Source organism: Ruegeria sp. CH2, from assembly GCF_056537065.1.
Map to the genome: position 1 here is coordinate 136,122 of NZ_JBQFQV010000001.1, position 14,971 is coordinate 151,092.

The following is a 14,971-nucleotide window of genomic DNA, read 5'->3' on the forward strand; positions in this document are numbered from 1 at the left end:
CCTAGCCTGATACCTGTGCCGCAGAGGGGAGAGCGGATGGTGCTGACGACGATAGAGGGGCAGTCGGATCTGCCCAGGTATTTCGCCCAGGTGTTCAAGATGCTGGCCCGAATGGAGTCGGGGCGACTAGACATAACATTGCCTGATGGCCGCATCTTTCGCGCAGAGGGGCCAAAGGCAGGGCCTGTTGCTCAGATCGATATCCACGACGGAGATGTTTTTGCCCGTCTGATCCGCGAAGGCGAGCTGGGGTTTTCTGATGCCTACCTTGAAGGACATTGGAGCACGCCTGATCTGCGCTCATTCATGGATCTTGTCCATCTGGGGTCCGAAACCGTCTATGACGGGTTTACTGGAAAGTTCCTTGTCCAGGCCTATGAACGGCTGCGGTTCTGGCTTCATCGCAATAGCCGGACGCAGGCGAAAAAGAATATCTCGTACCACTATGATCTGGGTAACGACTTCTACGGTTTGTGGCTGGATGACACGATGACTTATTCCAGCGCCATTTTTGAGACCGGGCAAGAAAGTCTTGAGAAGGCGCAAACTGCCAAATATGCCAGCCTTGTCGATGAAATGGGGGCCAAACCCGGTGACCACATTCTGGAAATCGGATGCGGTTGGGGCGGTTTTGCCGAATATGCCGCGAAAGAGCGGGGTTTGCATGTAACCGGCCTTACGATTAGTGAGGAACAGTTCAAGTTTGCTAATGAACGTATTGAAAAAGCAGGGCTTTCAGATCAAGTGACATTCAAGTTGCAGGACTATCGCGACGAGCGTGGACAATATGATGGCATAGCCTCAATCGAGATGTTCGAGGCGGTGGGTCAAAAATACTGGCCGGTTTATTTTGAAACCGTTCGTGAGAGGCTGAAGCCAGGGGCGCAAGCGACCTTGCAAATCATAACCGTAAGTGACCACCGCTGGGATTATTACAAGAACGGTGTTGATTTCATTCAGAAATACATATTTCCGGGTGGAATGCTTCCGTCGCCCACGATCCTACGGCAGCAGATCAATCAGGCGGGTTTGAATGTGGTGAAGTCGAAAGAATTCGGCAAAAGTTACGACCTGACGCTGCGGCGGTGGTATGAGACGTTCAATGCAAAATGGGAACAGATCGCAGACCTCGGCTTTGATGAGCGTTTTCGCCGCATGTGGAATTATTATTTGACTGCCTGTGGCGCAGCCTTTGACACGCGCAATTGCGATGTGACACAGATCACCGTATCAAAGCAAGTTAACTGACGGACCGTAACATGCCCACTGCCTCGCGTCTTGTAGCCGCCGTTTGTCTCATCGTGCTGGCATTCATTGTCTCTGGCATGATTATCGAAAACGGTGAAGAAGGTAAGGATTACGGGTACTTTACCCTGGTTAACATGGGCCTTGGCGCGGTATGCGGGTGGGGAATCATGGGCAAGCGTGCAGGGCGCGGCTGGACTGCTGGGATCAATAACGGTCTGACTGGTGTCGCCTCGCTGATTTTCTGGGCGTTGTTCGTGCAGGGCTGTTACGAAATGTTCCGGCTTGCCATGCGCAATCGTTACGGTGGCCCATTTGAGGCCATTCTGGCCATTTTCAAGATCGGGATTGAGTACGGTAAGCTGTTGATTTACCCGGAAATCCTGATTGCATTCCTAATTGGGGCTGTTGTATCGGGACTGGCCACAGAACAGGCCGCCCGATCATGGCGCTGATCCGTTTCCCGACAAGAGAGATCGACTTTGTCTGATTTGTTTTTTTATGGAACGCTGCGACACTTGCCGTTGTTGGAACGCGTTCTTGGTCATCCTCTGAGCAAAACCAAAGCGCGGCCCGCCCAACTTCGAGGCCATGCTGTCCATTCTGTTCAGGGGCAGGATTTCCCAATGATCCTGGAAATGGAAGGTGCCAGTGCCGAAGGTGTACTGGTGCAGGAATTGTCGTCTGTGGATCTGGCCAGGCTTGATTATTACGAAGGGTCATTCGACTATGATCTGAAGCCGTTGAAGGTCGAATTGGAAGACGGGACCGAGGCCGAAGCGCAGGTCTTTTTTCCTGCCCCCGATGCCTGGAGACCGGGTGATTTGTGGTCGCTTCAGGACTGGGCGGACAGATTGGGCGAACTTACAACGCTCGCCGCTGAGGAAGAGATGGCCTATTTCGGGAAGGTTGATCCCCGGATCTTGGCCCGCAGTATTCGCGCCACTCAAACGCGTGCCTGGTCAAAGATTATGGCCGGGCAGCGGAGAACCGGTGATCCGCGGGACATTGCAAAAGACGTGATCGTGCATCGCCATGACCGGGTGTATCTTGATTATTTCGGGATGGAGGAAATCGATCTGCAACATCGGCGGCATGACGGCAGCATGGGGCCGGTACTGCGCCGTGGAAGCTTGTTGCAGGGTAGTGCGGTCGGCGTTCTGCCCTATGATCCGGTCCGCGATACCGTTTTGATCGTGGAACAGTTCAGACCACCGGTTTTCCTGAACAACGATCCGGAACCCTGGCTTTGGGAAGCGGTGGCCGGGATGATTGATCCGGGTGAGACACCCGAACAGGCCGCGCATCGAGAGGCGATGGAGGAGGCGGGTATTCGTTTTGACAGGCTGGAATATGCTGGCGGTGCCTACACCTCGAGCGGATCTTCCACCGGGTTCATGTATCTTTATGTTGGTCTGGGTGAGTTGACGCACACCACAATCACCGGTGGCCTGGACACAGAAGGTGAAGACATCCGCAGTCAAATCCTGCCGTTCGACGAATTCATAGACATGACGGATCGCCATGTTTTCAAGGATCTACAATTGGTGTCTCTGGCTTATTGGCTGGCCCGCCACCGGGACAGATTGCGCGGGTGACTATCCCGCTTGTGGTCGCGGCGGTGCGGCTGTAAATCTTCGATGGTACAAAACGACAAGGGGCCATCATGCGCATTGCACGAGATCTTGCTGACGCAGTAGGAAAAACACCGCTGATCCGGCTGCGCCGCATCAGTGAAGAAACTGGTTGCGATATTCTCGGCAAAGCCGAATTCATGAACCCCGGCCAATCCGTCAAGGATCGTGCAGCACTCTATATTATCCGTGACGCAGTTGCGCGGGGCGATTTGAAGCCCGGCGGCACCATTGTGGAAGGCACCGCAGGCAATACCGGTATTGGCCTGGCGCTAGTGGGTGCGTCAATGGGGTTCAAGACCGTGATTGTGATCCCGGAAACCCAGTCGGAAGAAAAGAAAGACATGCTGCGGCTGGCCGGTGCACAACTGGTTCAAGTTCCGGCCGCACCTTATCGTAACCCCAACAATTTTGTGCATTATTCCCGGCGTTTGGCCGAGAAATTGGCGCAGACCGAACCCAATGGGGCGATCTGGGCCAATCAGTTTGACAACGTGGCGAACCGGCAGGCCCATGTTGAAACCACAGGACCCGAAATCTGGGAACAAACAGATGGTAAGGTCGACGGGTTTATTTGTGCTGTCGGGTCGGGTGGTACGTTGGCCGGGGTTGCCGAAGCGCTGCAGCCCAAGGGTGTGAAAATCGGTTTGGCCGATCCCATGGGTGCGGGTCTCTATTCATATTACACCACCGGTGAAATCGCGATGGAGGGAGGTTCGATTGCCGAAGGTATCGGACAGGTGCGGATAACAAAAAATCTCGAAGGGTTCACGCCGGATCATTCCTATCAAATTACTGACACCGAGGCACTTCCATATATCTTTGACCTGCTCCGCGAAGAGGGGCTGGTTATGGGCGGGTCGACCGCGATCAACATGGCGGGCGCCGTGCGTCTGGCCAAGGAAATGGGGCCAGGCCACACCATTGTGACCGTCCTTTGCGACTATGGCACACGGTATCAGTCCAAATTGTTCAACCCGGACTTTCTGCGCGAGAAAGACCTACCGGTACCGAATTGGATGACCGAAGCACCGCGCAGCATTCCCGGCGTTTTCGAGGACGTGTGATGCCTAAGCAGGTTCGCCTGTTTCTGACACTGGTTTTTCTGTGTCTTGTCGGGTTCGCAGGCGGTGCTGTTGCGCAGCTGACCGACAGGCAAAGCGAGTATTACCGGGGCTGGATAAAAACAGCGGACCGTGCCGAGTCGGTGATCGAAGCGAACCGTGCTTCAAATGCGGCATTCGAGAATTTACGTTCCGAAATAAACGGTTACCGCGAGGACTTTAACAAGGCGCGCAGCGCCAACACGGATCGTATCGCAACGCTGGAAAGCCAGATCAAGGCGCTTGGTCCGAAACCCGAAGGGGACGCGACCGAACCTGAAGATATCGCTAAATTGCGAACTCATCTTAACGATCAGCTCAACAGTTTGCGCGTGCCTCGCATCATTTCCGAAGAAGCGTATAGCCGCGCAAACGGATTGATCAGTGAAATCGACCAGATTATCCGGAAACGGCAAACGAAGGAGTTTTTCCAGCGCGGTCCGTCGCCGATCAACCCCGTATATTGGGGACCTGCATGGCAGGATGTAAAAGAAGCGCTTTTGAGCCTGGCGAATGAAATATTTGCCAACCTGCGGTCGGACGTTGTCAAAGAACGCATCCGTGATCGCGGTTTGGGCATTCTGTTTTTGGTGATCCTCGCGGCAGTTCTGCTGATCTTTGGCAAGCGTTGGTCAGAGAAGGGCGGCGACTATCTTAGATTGCTGGGTGGAGCCGGGACAGGTGCCTGGTCCTTCATCATTTCGCTGCTGCGGATCCTGTTGCCCTGGATTGGTGTTGTTGCCGCCATTACGGCGATCAGCCTATCGGGTATTCCGGGCCTGCGCGGCAGTTTGTTGTTGGAGAATATCCCGTATTGGGCGGCAATCGCCTTATTCTATGACTGGATCGGCCGACAGATTTACGTGATTGGTGCTTCGCAGGGGTTCAAGCGGCTGTCTTCCGCGCGGATCACCGAGTTGCGCATCTACATCGATCTGTTGGCTTTGATGCTGATCCTGCATGAATTGGCGCTTCTGTTCCAGCAGATCGAAAACGTCTCGGACGCGACCCGTGCGGTCATCAGTTTCCCCGTGATCGTCGGAACGGCTTTGCTTTTGCTCCGTGTGCGCCAAATCCGGACGAACGATCACCTGCTGGATCAAACGGCGTCCACAAGGGCGGCCGGATTCAGCCAATTGGTAGAATTCCTGCGCAAGGCCATGTTCCTGCTGGGGATCGCAACACCCGTACTGGCACTGGTTGGCTATACTAATGCGGCCGAAGCGATTGTGTTTCCGGCGGTAAAAACACTGGTTCTGATTGCCGCACTGGCAATTTTTCAACGGTTTGTCAGTCAGATATACGGATGGATCACAGGGCAGGGCGACGCTGCGCGCGACTCTCTTTTTTCAGTCTTGGTGGGCTTTGCACTGGCCATCGTCGCGCTGCCTGTTCTGGCGATATACTGGGGCGCGCGCGAAACGGACCTGCTTGAAGTATGGTCACGTCTGTTGCTTGGCTTTGACATCGGTGGTGTCACGATCTCACCCAGCAATTTCCTGACATTTATCGCCGTTTTCGCAATCGGTTATACGCTGACGCGGTTGTTGCAAAGCGGGCTGCGCAACTCGCTGTTACCCAAAACCAGTATCGATCCGGGCGGGCAGAACGCAATTGTCGCTGGCTCGGGTTATATCGGGATATTTCTGGCTGCGCTGGCCGCGATCATGGTCGCGGGGTTTGATCTGTCGTCTCTGGCAATTGTTGCGGGTGCACTGTCTGTCGGTATTGGCTTTGGCCTGCAAACGATTGTGTCTAATTTCGTGTCCGGTATCATCCTTCTGGTCGAACGGCCGATCTCCAAGGGTGACTGGATAGATGTGAACGGGATGATGGGCTACGTGCGTGACATCTCCGTCCGATCGACCCGGATCGAGACGTTCGACAGAACGGATGTGATCATTCCAAACTCGGACCTGATCAGCGGCGTCGTCACCAACTACACACGTGGCAATACCATCGGAAGGGTGATTGTACCGGTCGGTGTCGCCTACGGAACAGATACACGGCTGGTCGAGACCATTCTGGGCGAGGTCGCAAACAACCACCCGATGGTTCTGGCCAACCCGGCGCCCAGTGTAGTGTTTCAGGGATTTGGAGCGGATGCGTTGGATTTCGAGATCAGAGCGATCCTACGGGATGTGAACTGGGTTTTATCCGTCAAATCCGACATGAACCACGAGATCAATCGACGCTTTCTGGAAGCGGGTATCGAGGTGCCGTTTGCACAGCGTGATATCTGGTTGCGCAATCCCGAAGCTTTGCAGACCTCGAACAAGGTTAAAGAGGCAGGCCTTGCGCCCAAACAGAACACAACCGATTCAACGGCAGGAAAGCCAGTTGAGCTGACAGAATCTGATCTGGACCCTGACGCGGGCGATGAAATCTGACGACCAGCCCGACAGCTGAAAGGTCGCGTTTCTGGTCGCTTGACGCTCTGGGTAGACTACCGGATTTAATTGATCCTTTCCGATGATTTCACCGAATTGGGGCCTTGCAAATCTCATGACATTGGTCCAAACATCGCCGGCACGGAGAGGTGGCCGAGTGGTCGAAGGCGCACGCCTGGAAAGTGTGTAGGCGGGGAACCGTCTCCAGGGTTCGAATCCCTGTCTCTCCGCCATTACCCCCTTAGTCAGAAACCCAAACCCGCCCCAGCGTCTCGGCTGTGTACAACGTGGTTTCGTGTACCACGCCGGGTCTTCGAAAGCGCAGGATTTTAAATCCAGGACACTTTTGCTTTTCCTAAAATGAACGCGCGTTAAGCCGGAAAACGAAAAAAATACCATAAACATTAACAAAAATGTCCATTTGATATAGAATTACAGTGTTTTTGTTCGGTAACTCTTGGGTTTTCGTGTGGCGCAAACGCTTTATGATAAATACGGTGGCTTCAAAACGATTAGCCGTGTCGTGATGACCTTCTATGAAATGGCGTTGGATTCGGATGACATCGGCCATTATTTTGAAGATATTGATATGCCGCGGTTGATTGATCATCAGACGAAGTTTGTATCGTCCCTGATTGGCGGACCGGCGTCATTCAGTGATGACAGGATCGAAGCCGTACACAGGCATCTGAGTATTTCACACGACGAATTTGATGTGATGGCTGAGCTGTTTGGCGAAGCGCTGAGCGTGCATGGTATGTCCGATCAGGATATCAAAACCGCGCTGGCTGCAATTGAAGGGAAGCGTTCAATTATCGTCGCCCGAAACGCGGCATGAGCATTCATGCAATAAACGAACAGCTGTTACGCGCCATCGGTGTCGGCATTGCCGTGGTGCGCGCCTCGGATCTTCAGTTCGTTTTTCATAACGGGCCGTTTTCGGAGTGGTTTGGAACCCCCGAGAACGGCAGTACTCTTACGGACATTCTTCCCGCCCTTGATCCCAAAGAATTGGAAGACGTCAAGCAATCGGGCTTGAGATATTCGGTTGAATTGCAAATCAAGCCGAAGCGGCGGACCTTGATCTTTGCAGTCGCAGTTTCGTTGGCCAAAGGGCTGTCCGAGCAGGTTCTGATTGTCGAATGCCAGAACATCACGCGCATTCGCGAGCTGGAAAGCATGATCGACAGCTATTCCACCATGGTCGAACGCAACACGCGAGAGCTGGAGCGCGAGAAAGAGCGGGTTGAACGGCTGCTTTTGAACCTGATGCCACGGGCCGTTTATGAAGAGTTCAAAACCTTCGGTGTTGTCACTCCGCAGCTCTACAAGCAGGTGTCTGTAGTCATGCTGGACTTTGTGGGTTTCACCGATTTCGCGGCCAAGACCGACCCGACAGTGACCCTGAGCGAGTTGAACGACATTTTCACAGCGTTTGACAGGATCGTTGAGCAATTCGGGTGTGAAAGGATCAAAACAATTGGTGACGCATATCTTGCGGTCTCAGGCATGCCTGACCCGACACCCGATCACGCGACGGCAGTGGCCCATTGCGCGGTACGTTTCCTGCGTTATCTCGAACGCCGGAACGAAAGCCACCCGCACAAATGGCAGGCCCGGATCGGTTTGGGCATGGGGGCCGCGGTCGGGTCTGTCGTGGGTATTCAGAAATACGTCTACGACGTTTTCGGTCCGGCGGTAAATATCGCGTCCCGACTGCAAATTTTCGCCAATCCTATGAAAATCGTTGCGCCGGAAGAGATGAAATACGCCCTGATTGACGAATTTCAGGTCTCGGACCTGGGACGTGTTGATATAAAGGGAATGGGCGAGATGAATCTGATCAACGTAACGTCCGGGCTGAGCTTACCGCAAAGCAGCCGAACTTTTTGACAGGTGTCAGTCGTCCTGCGGGATCAGGCCCAGCCCTCGCAGGTAGATTCCAATGCCGCTTTCCAGCAGGTCTTCCGGGGGGAAGGGTGACGTCGCTCCGGTATTGCGCGCGTATAATTCAACCACGCCATGGCTCATCGCCCAGATATGTGCGCTGAACATCGACGCGGGCGGGCGCTTTTCAGGTGGAATATGTTGTGACAGGTCGTCGGCGGCTTTTTCAAGAACCGATTTGGCCCGATTGGCGGCCATTGATAGTTCGGGGGTGCGATTCAACGATATTCCGCTTTCGAACATGGCGATGTAATGGCCGGGGTTCTTCCGCGCAAAAGCCAGATAGGCCCGCCCGGTTGCCTCGAAGGCGGCAAGGGCAGAGGGTTGGCCCTTGTCATAAGCGTATTGCATCAGGTCCGCGAACATCTCGAACCCTTGCCGTGCAGCTTCGGCGATAAGGTCTTCGCGCCCTTCAAAATGGCGATAGACAGCGGCGGGTGTTACGCCAGCGGTTTTGGCGGCTTCAGATAACGTAAAACCTGTCGGCCCCTTTTCTTCGATCAGGGACAAGGCTGCCTCGATCAGGGCTTGCTTTAGGTTTCCGTGATGATAACCGCGTTTCGACATCCCGGCCTCAGGTTCTTTGATTAGGTATTGGAAGACAAGGGGATAGACCAAATACACACGGTCGTCCAACGCTTGCCCTTGAAATCCTTGGCCGGGCAGGGTGAAAACGCAACCTAGGCTTCCCAGACATCCGGACCACCGCAGATCAGGGGATCAATGTCGCCAATGCTTTTTGCGTCCTTCTCATCATAGTCCAGCGTGTGCAAAACCGTTTGGATTGCTGCAAGACGGGCGCGTTTCTTGTCGTCCGACCGGACAATTGTCCAAGGAGATACGTCTGAATGTGACCGGGTCAGAGTTTCTGAAATCGATTGTGTGTATTCGTCCCACTTGTCCAACCCAGCCACGTCAATCGGGCTGAGTTTCCATTGCTTTAATGGGTCGGTTTCACGGGCCAGAAAGCGGTTCAGCTGCTCAGCCCGCCCGACATTGAGCCAGAACTTGAAGAGTTTGATGCCATCATTGACCAGACCCGTTTCAAGCGGCAGAACCTGACGAAAGAACTGCTCGCGCTCTTCCTGGGTGCAGAAACCAAAGACGTTCTCGACCACGCCGCGATTGTACCAGCTGCGGTCAAAGAACACGATCTCGCCAGCGGCAGGCAGGTGAGGGATGTAGCGCTGAAAGTACCATTGACTGCGTTCAGTCTCTGAGGGTTTGCTGAGCGCCACATTGCGCGCGCCGCGTGGGTTCAGGTTTTCGCGAAACCGTTTGATCGTTCCGCCCTTACCGGCGGCATCGCGGCCTTCGAAGATGATGGCGATCCGTTGCGCCGTGTCCTTGACCCAAGATTGCATTTTGACCAGCTCGATCTGGAGCAGTTCCATCTGCTCTTCATAGTCTTTGGTCTTCATCTTCTCGCTATACGGGTAGGTCGGGTTCAGGATTTCGCCTTTCTTCGAATTCTTGATCTCGTCCCGCACAGCTTTGGGCGCGCTTTCCTGAAAATACTTCTCGATAGAACCTTTTTCGGTCCGGGCCATATGTCACCTCGCGATAAAACCCATATCCGACTATGGATTAGAGCTTGGATTAACGCAAACCTGCACGCCGCGCTGCACGATCAATTGCGGCGGCAACCTCGGGCGCTGCGACAACCTGCGGCATGTGACCGATCCCCGGTAACGCGACCAGTTCGGCCTGCGGGATTTGCTGGATCAGTCGTTGGGAATGCCACTCGAGGCCGACAGTGTCGTCGGCGGTGCCGTGAACGATTTCGGTTGGCACTGAAATCTCACCGTATTTTGGCTGCAATTGGGTTATCTCATCCAATAGATTGGCCCGTTGCTTGGCATTTGCATGCATGGAACTGCGCCGGATGGTCAGGCCGGGTCCGAAATGCTGGGCATATCCAGCGGGGGCCGATTGGGGCGCAAATACAGTGTCCAATGCCCGTGTCACGTACCAATCGGGCACGAAGGAAGAGATCAGGGGCAGGGCGAGCGCGTTGCCGACCGTGGTAGATGCCAATTGGTTAAACCCATCCAGCGGCGTTTCCCACGGAATGGCAGCAGGTGCGATCAGAACAAGCGCCGAGAGATCCTCGGGCCTTGTGACCGCCCATGCAAGTGCCACTGAACCGCCATAGCTTTGGCCCGCAACGATTGGCTTTTCCGCCCCAAGTTGGGCAGCAGCTTTTTGCAGGATATCCGCTTGCTCCGTGATCGTTTCACCGTCTGGGTTGAAACTTTCTGAAAACCCCAGGCCGGGCCGGTCAAAAACGATGACGCGGTAGTTTTCCGCCAGAATGGGTGCCAGCGCAAAGGTCATGTCGCGGGTGTTGCCGCTTGAGCCGTGAAGAAGGACAACATCCGGCCCATTCCCCATGATAACCGCATGAACGGCGATCCCGTCGACATCAAGAATCTGGCCTTCGGGTGGGAAAGCCGCTTCTGCCTGTGCTTCGTTCCGGGCGCTGCGCCACGCAGTCACAACGGCAAGGCCCAGAATGATGAGGCCAAAGGATATCAATGTTTTAGCGGCCAATTTCGCTCATATCAAAAGGCGTCGTCTGATAGATTTCGTTTATCCAGTTTCCGTAAAGAAGATGCGCGTGGCTGCGCCAACGGTTTTGAGGTGTCTTGGATGGGTCATCATCCGGATAGTAGTTGATCGGCACGTTGATGGGCGTGTCATTGGCGACGTCACGGTCATACTCCTGTTTCAGCGTGTCGCTGTCATATTCAAAATGGTTGAAGATATACAGCGCGCGATGGCTGGGATCCTCGACCAGACATGGGCCCACATCATCACTGCCCAGCAGGGTCGTTAAACCCTGCGCGGCGTCGATCTCAACTTGTTTCATTTCCGTCCAGCGGCTGACCGGGATAACGCAATCGTCAGAGAACCCACGTAAGAAAGGTGATGCAGGGTTCAGGTTGCGGTGACGGAAACAGCCAAAGGCCTTGGCATCCAGCATGTGTTTTCGGACACCATGAAAATGGTTGATCATCGCCATCCCGCCCCAGCAAACGCCAAAGGTTGAATGAACGTTTGTCTGGGTCCAGTCGAAGATTTCGCTGATTTCATCCCAATAGGTGACGTCACCGAATTCCAGATGCTCGATCGGCGCACCAGTGATGATCAGGCCGTCGAATTTCTGGTCCTTGACCTCCTGAAAAGGTTGATAGAACTCGGACATATGCTCGGCGGCAGTGGTTTTTGTCTGATGTTCCGTCATACGGATCAATGACAGTTCGATCTGCAACGGGGTTGCGCCGATCAGGCGCGCAAACTGGTTTTCCGTCTGAATCTTCTTCGGCATCAGATTCAGCAACCCGATGCGCAGGGGGCGAATATCCTGACGCATTGCCTGATCCTCGGACATGACCATAACGCCCTCTTTGTTCAGGACGTCAAAGGCGGGCAGATCAGAGGGAATTTTGATGGGCATGTGTCTGACTTCGAAGAGATTAGGGAAAACTGGTAGTTAGGCGTTATTGCGTCTGGCCTCAAGGGTGCGTTCGATCAACTCATCGAAATCGGCGGCATCGCGGATCTTGCCGATGTCGTTGGCATCAATCGTCACGCCCCAGTTCTTTGCCATCGCCTCGTACCGGGGCTGACGATGGGCAAGGGCCTGCGCATAGGTCCAGCGGACAAAGTCATCGGGGTCGACCTCGGCCTCTGCACAGCCGTGTTGATCCAGATACTCAGTCCAGGAACGGGTCAGGAAATCGGCCTGATAGGACATGGGTTTTGGGGCCTTGTCGAAACGGCGCACAAGATCGGCCGTATGACCCTCGTCACCCTTCAGCCAGATCATGAGGGTGTGCCGCGCGAGTTCGGACAAAACCTGATCCCTTGGGTCTTTGGGATCCACCCACTCGCAGATGGATCCGCCCGTATCGCAGATAAAGTGAGGATATTTGTACAGACGCTCGGCGCGGTCGATGAAGTATTCGGTGTCCAGCAGCGCATGAATTTCGGCCAAGCGAAACTGTTCCTGCCTGCGGCGGTATTCCGGCATGTCCAAGCCGCCCAGATCGGGGTTTCCCGGCTTGCCCAGATAAGCAGCAACAGGTGTCAGATTGGCGAATGAAATATTCGAACCGATATAGATCGAATCCGACAACAGCAGTTCACGCAAGAACGGAACTTTCATGGCCTCGGCCTTGGCATTGTCGGTGATGTACTCGCCCATATAGCGCGTTCCGATCCGGTAATCGATCGAGTAGTGGAACCAGTTCCCGGAATCTCTGAGGATGTTGGATACGTAGGTCTTGCCTAATCCTGACATGCCAAAGAACAGCACTTTCTTGCGGCTTGCGGTGCGCCAGTCATTGGCTGAGGTGTAGATCATTTTGCGCTGTCCTTTTTGCCCTAGCTAAATCGGGCAGCGCACGGCGTCAATTGGGCCGGGACGAACGATTCAGAACCAAAAGGCCAATCGCCAGAACGGCAAAGCCCAGAAAGGCGTTTGGGGACAGGGACTCTTCGCGCAGCAATGCGCCCAGAACAATAGCGACCGGGGGTATGACAAGCGTCACCAGCATCAGATTGCCACTGCCGGCCATTGCCAAAACCCGATAGTAAAGCAGATATGCGCCGACCGTTGCGACTATCGCATAATACCCGATGGCCGCCCAGGTTATCGCGGGTAACGCCAAGCTGGGTATTCCATCAACTGCTAGTGTTATTGGTAATACCAGCACTGTCGAAGCCGTCAGCATACCGGCGGCGGCAATCACTGGGGAAAGGTGCGATAACGTTTGCCTCGCCCAAGCCGCGGCACATGCGTAGGAAACTGTTCCGGTCAACACTGCAATCTGAGCGGTGCTTTGCAGGCTGAAATTCAAGAAATTCTGCACTCCGATCGCGATTGAGACACCAAGAAAGCCCAGGCAGACACCCAGTAGCCGGGTCTTTGTCAATCGTTCGTCGCGAAAAAACAGTGCTGCAATCAGAACGCCGAAGATCGCAGTCGCCGCGTTCAGGATCGCCGTCAGACCCGTGTCAATGTACAGCTGCCCCCAAGCCATCAGGCTAAAGGGGATGACGTTGTTCAATAGCCCCATGACCAAAAAAGCGCCCCAGATACCGGGCGAGCGCGGCACCTTGATCCCCTTGATCCAAGTCACCAGCCACAAGACAAGCATGGCCCAGAATGTGCGATGCAAAACCGACGTCATCACGGGAAGCGTGTCCAGAGCGACCCGGATGGAAACAAAGGAGGCGCCCCAGATCAGTCCAAGCAACAAAAGCTCGGCCCAGGCGCGAAGAGAGAGGTGTTTTTGTGCATCCATACGGGCACTGTTTCATTGAAGTTAACCAACGGCGACCCGGTTCATGCGAAAAAGCCCCGCAGAAACTGCGAGGCTTTGTAGGAACATATGATACTCAGATCAGTTCAGAGCGTATGTGATCTGGAAACCAACGCTCCAGGCGCTGTTGCCTGTGAATGTACCACGTGCCGCCGGACCGGCGCCATTCGCGGTGGCATCTCCGATATCCGTGTAACGTACACCACCGGAAATTTTGGCATTCTCAAGAGAATAGGTGCCACCCAGACCGATGCTCCAGAACCCATCTGTCGGGCCGAGGTTCGACACCGGCGTACCTTGGGAAGATTCGTAGCCCAGTGTCACAGCACCAGAAAACTCTTCCGAGAACTGATAGCCCAAACCCAGAGAGTAGGTGAAGGTGGCTTCGTCATAGTCAACCAGGTTCGTGGTCGGCGGATAGTTTGGCGGGTTATACACAAGCTGCGGCCAGTCGACCCAACGGATCGAGCCAAACAACAATGTCTTGGGCGCCACACCGGTCTGGAAATCCAGGTTGATTGACTGCGGTGTTTCAATCTCACTTGTGGTGTTGAACGTTGCCACAGTCCCCGGCGGAATTGGTGGGATAGGAGGCGGATTGAGCGATTCTGTCTGCGAAAGGTCGTGGCTGATCTTGGAGTTATAAGTCAGCGATACACGTGCTGCGATTTCGGGTTTTTCCCAGGCGACACCAACAACATACCCAAATGCGGTATCAGCGCTGGTATCCACCTGATAGCCTGCGGTAATGGGAACAGTTATCGAGGCCTTGACGCGCTGCGCGCGAATACCACCGATCGCACTGAACCCGCCATCGAATTTGTAGCGCAGCAGCGCTGTGATGGCATCTGTATCCGCTGTCGCCCTCAGGCTGTCGGTTCGACCGCCGGGAATTGGGTTGATAGACAAGGGATACGTGCTCGCGTACTGAATATCGGCACCGAAGGGCTGATCATACATGATGGCGAAATCAAGCTTTTCTGTAAGCGCCGTTTTGTACCCCAAGTGCGGTGTAAAAAAGTCGTTCGCAACTTCACCTGAATCAACGGGTTGGCCACCATTTGTGCCAAAAACGTCTGGCATCGTACCGGTCACGCTTGGGTCGGTATACCCCAACCGAAACTGAACTGCAGAGCCTTCTTCAAAGATCAGGTTGATACCCTGACCGCTGCGGTCCAGGCCGCCTGCAAAACCAGCCGTTGCTCCAACGCACAAAGCGCACGTTGCGAGTAGTGTTGTTTTCATTCTGTCCTCCCGAACTTTTTCGAGTATTTGCCTGGCGAAGAATTGAGTGAGTCCAGCGCCTACTCGTGTGTAATGCG

The 14,971-nt window shown here is 54.4% G+C and carries 14 protein-coding genes and 1 tRNA gene; 8 read left to right on the forward strand and 7 right to left on the reverse strand.

Features of this window, described 5'->3' with window-relative positions; genetic code table 11:
• Positions 1-36 precede the first annotated feature (36 nt).
• The 8 genes from ACR0M9_RS00630 (at position 37) to ACR0M9_RS00665 (ending at position 8,265) form a co-directional block, all read left to right on the forward strand.
• Entirely contained in the window at positions 37-1,248 is a 1,212-nt protein-coding gene (locus ACR0M9_RS00630; RefSeq protein WP_480772939.1) for a class I SAM-dependent methyltransferase, read from the forward strand.
• Between the two features lie 11 nt (positions 1,249-1,259).
• Complete coding sequence (locus ACR0M9_RS00635; protein WP_480485825.1) at positions 1,260-1,700, forward strand: TrgA family protein; 441 nt, start codon at positions 1,260-1,262, stop codon at positions 1,698-1,700.
• Between the two features lie 36 nt (positions 1,701-1,736).
• On the forward strand, positions 1,737-2,843 hold the full coding sequence (locus tag ACR0M9_RS00640) for an NUDIX domain-containing protein (protein WP_480556355.1): 1,107 nt from the start codon (positions 1,737-1,739) through the stop codon (positions 2,841-2,843).
• A gap of 68 nt (positions 2,844-2,911) precedes the next feature.
• Positions 2,912-3,946: a cysteine synthase A gene (locus tag ACR0M9_RS00645; RefSeq protein WP_480772626.1), complete on the forward strand. Its 1,035-nt coding sequence runs from the start codon at positions 2,912-2,914 to the stop codon at positions 3,944-3,946.
• Positions 3,946-6,372 carry a DUF3772 domain-containing protein gene (locus tag ACR0M9_RS00650; protein ID WP_480772627.1) on the forward strand — a complete coding sequence of 809 codons (2,427 nt, stop codon included), beginning with the start codon at positions 3,946-3,948 and terminating at the stop codon, positions 6,370-6,372. Before ACR0M9_RS00645 ends, ACR0M9_RS00650 begins: the two co-directional genes overlap by 1 nt.
• A gap of 143 nt (positions 6,373-6,515) precedes the next feature.
• A tRNA-Ser gene (locus ACR0M9_RS00655) sits at positions 6,516-6,605 on the forward strand.
• Between the two features lie 236 nt (positions 6,606-6,841).
• A complete protein-coding gene (locus tag ACR0M9_RS00660) occupies positions 6,842-7,210 on the forward strand; it encodes a group I truncated hemoglobin (protein ID WP_209596705.1) in 369 nt (122 codons plus the stop codon).
• Positions 7,207-8,265 carry an adenylate/guanylate cyclase domain-containing protein gene (locus ACR0M9_RS00665; protein WP_209504102.1) on the forward strand — a complete coding sequence of 353 codons (1,059 nt, stop codon included), beginning with the start codon at positions 7,207-7,209 and terminating at the stop codon, positions 8,263-8,265. Before ACR0M9_RS00660 ends, ACR0M9_RS00665 begins: the two co-directional genes overlap by 4 nt.
• A gap of 6 nt (positions 8,266-8,271) precedes the next feature.
• On the opposite strand, the gene ACR0M9_RS00670 is transcribed toward ACR0M9_RS00665, so the two are convergent.
• From ACR0M9_RS00670 to ACR0M9_RS00700, 7 genes are all read right to left on the reverse strand, one after another.
• On the reverse strand, positions 8,272-8,886 hold the full coding sequence (locus tag ACR0M9_RS00670) for a TetR/AcrR family transcriptional regulator (RefSeq protein WP_209504101.1): 615 nt from the start codon (positions 8,884-8,886) through the stop codon (positions 8,272-8,274).
• Positions 8,887-8,999: 113 nt separating this feature from the next.
• Complete coding sequence (ppk2, locus tag ACR0M9_RS00675; protein ID WP_480772628.1) at positions 9,000-9,869, reverse strand: polyphosphate kinase 2; 870 nt, start codon at positions 9,867-9,869, stop codon at positions 9,000-9,002.
• Between the two features lie 49 nt (positions 9,870-9,918).
• Positions 9,919-10,872: an alpha/beta fold hydrolase gene (locus ACR0M9_RS00680; RefSeq protein ID WP_480565016.1), complete on the reverse strand. Its 954-nt coding sequence runs from the start codon at positions 10,870-10,872 to the stop codon at positions 9,919-9,921.
• Entirely contained in the window at positions 10,862-11,779 is a 918-nt protein-coding gene (gene metA / locus ACR0M9_RS00685; protein WP_480772629.1) for a homoserine O-acetyltransferase MetA, read from the reverse strand. Before metA ends, ACR0M9_RS00680 begins: the two co-directional genes overlap by 11 nt.
• 36 nt (positions 11,780-11,815) lie before the next feature.
• Positions 11,816-12,688 (reverse strand): ATPase, encoded by an 873-nt coding sequence (locus ACR0M9_RS00690; RefSeq protein ID WP_480772630.1) that lies wholly within the window; start codon positions 12,686-12,688, stop codon positions 11,816-11,818.
• A gap of 46 nt (positions 12,689-12,734) precedes the next feature.
• Positions 12,735-13,631, reverse strand: a complete 897-nt coding sequence (locus tag ACR0M9_RS00695) for a DMT family transporter (protein ID WP_480772631.1) — start codon at positions 13,629-13,631, stop codon at positions 12,735-12,737.
• Between the two features lie 99 nt (positions 13,632-13,730).
• Positions 13,731-14,894, reverse strand: coding sequence for an OmpP1/FadL family transporter (locus ACR0M9_RS00700; protein ID WP_480481189.1), 1,164 nt, complete (start codon positions 14,892-14,894; stop codon positions 13,731-13,733).
• Positions 14,895-14,971: the final 77 nt, after the last annotated feature.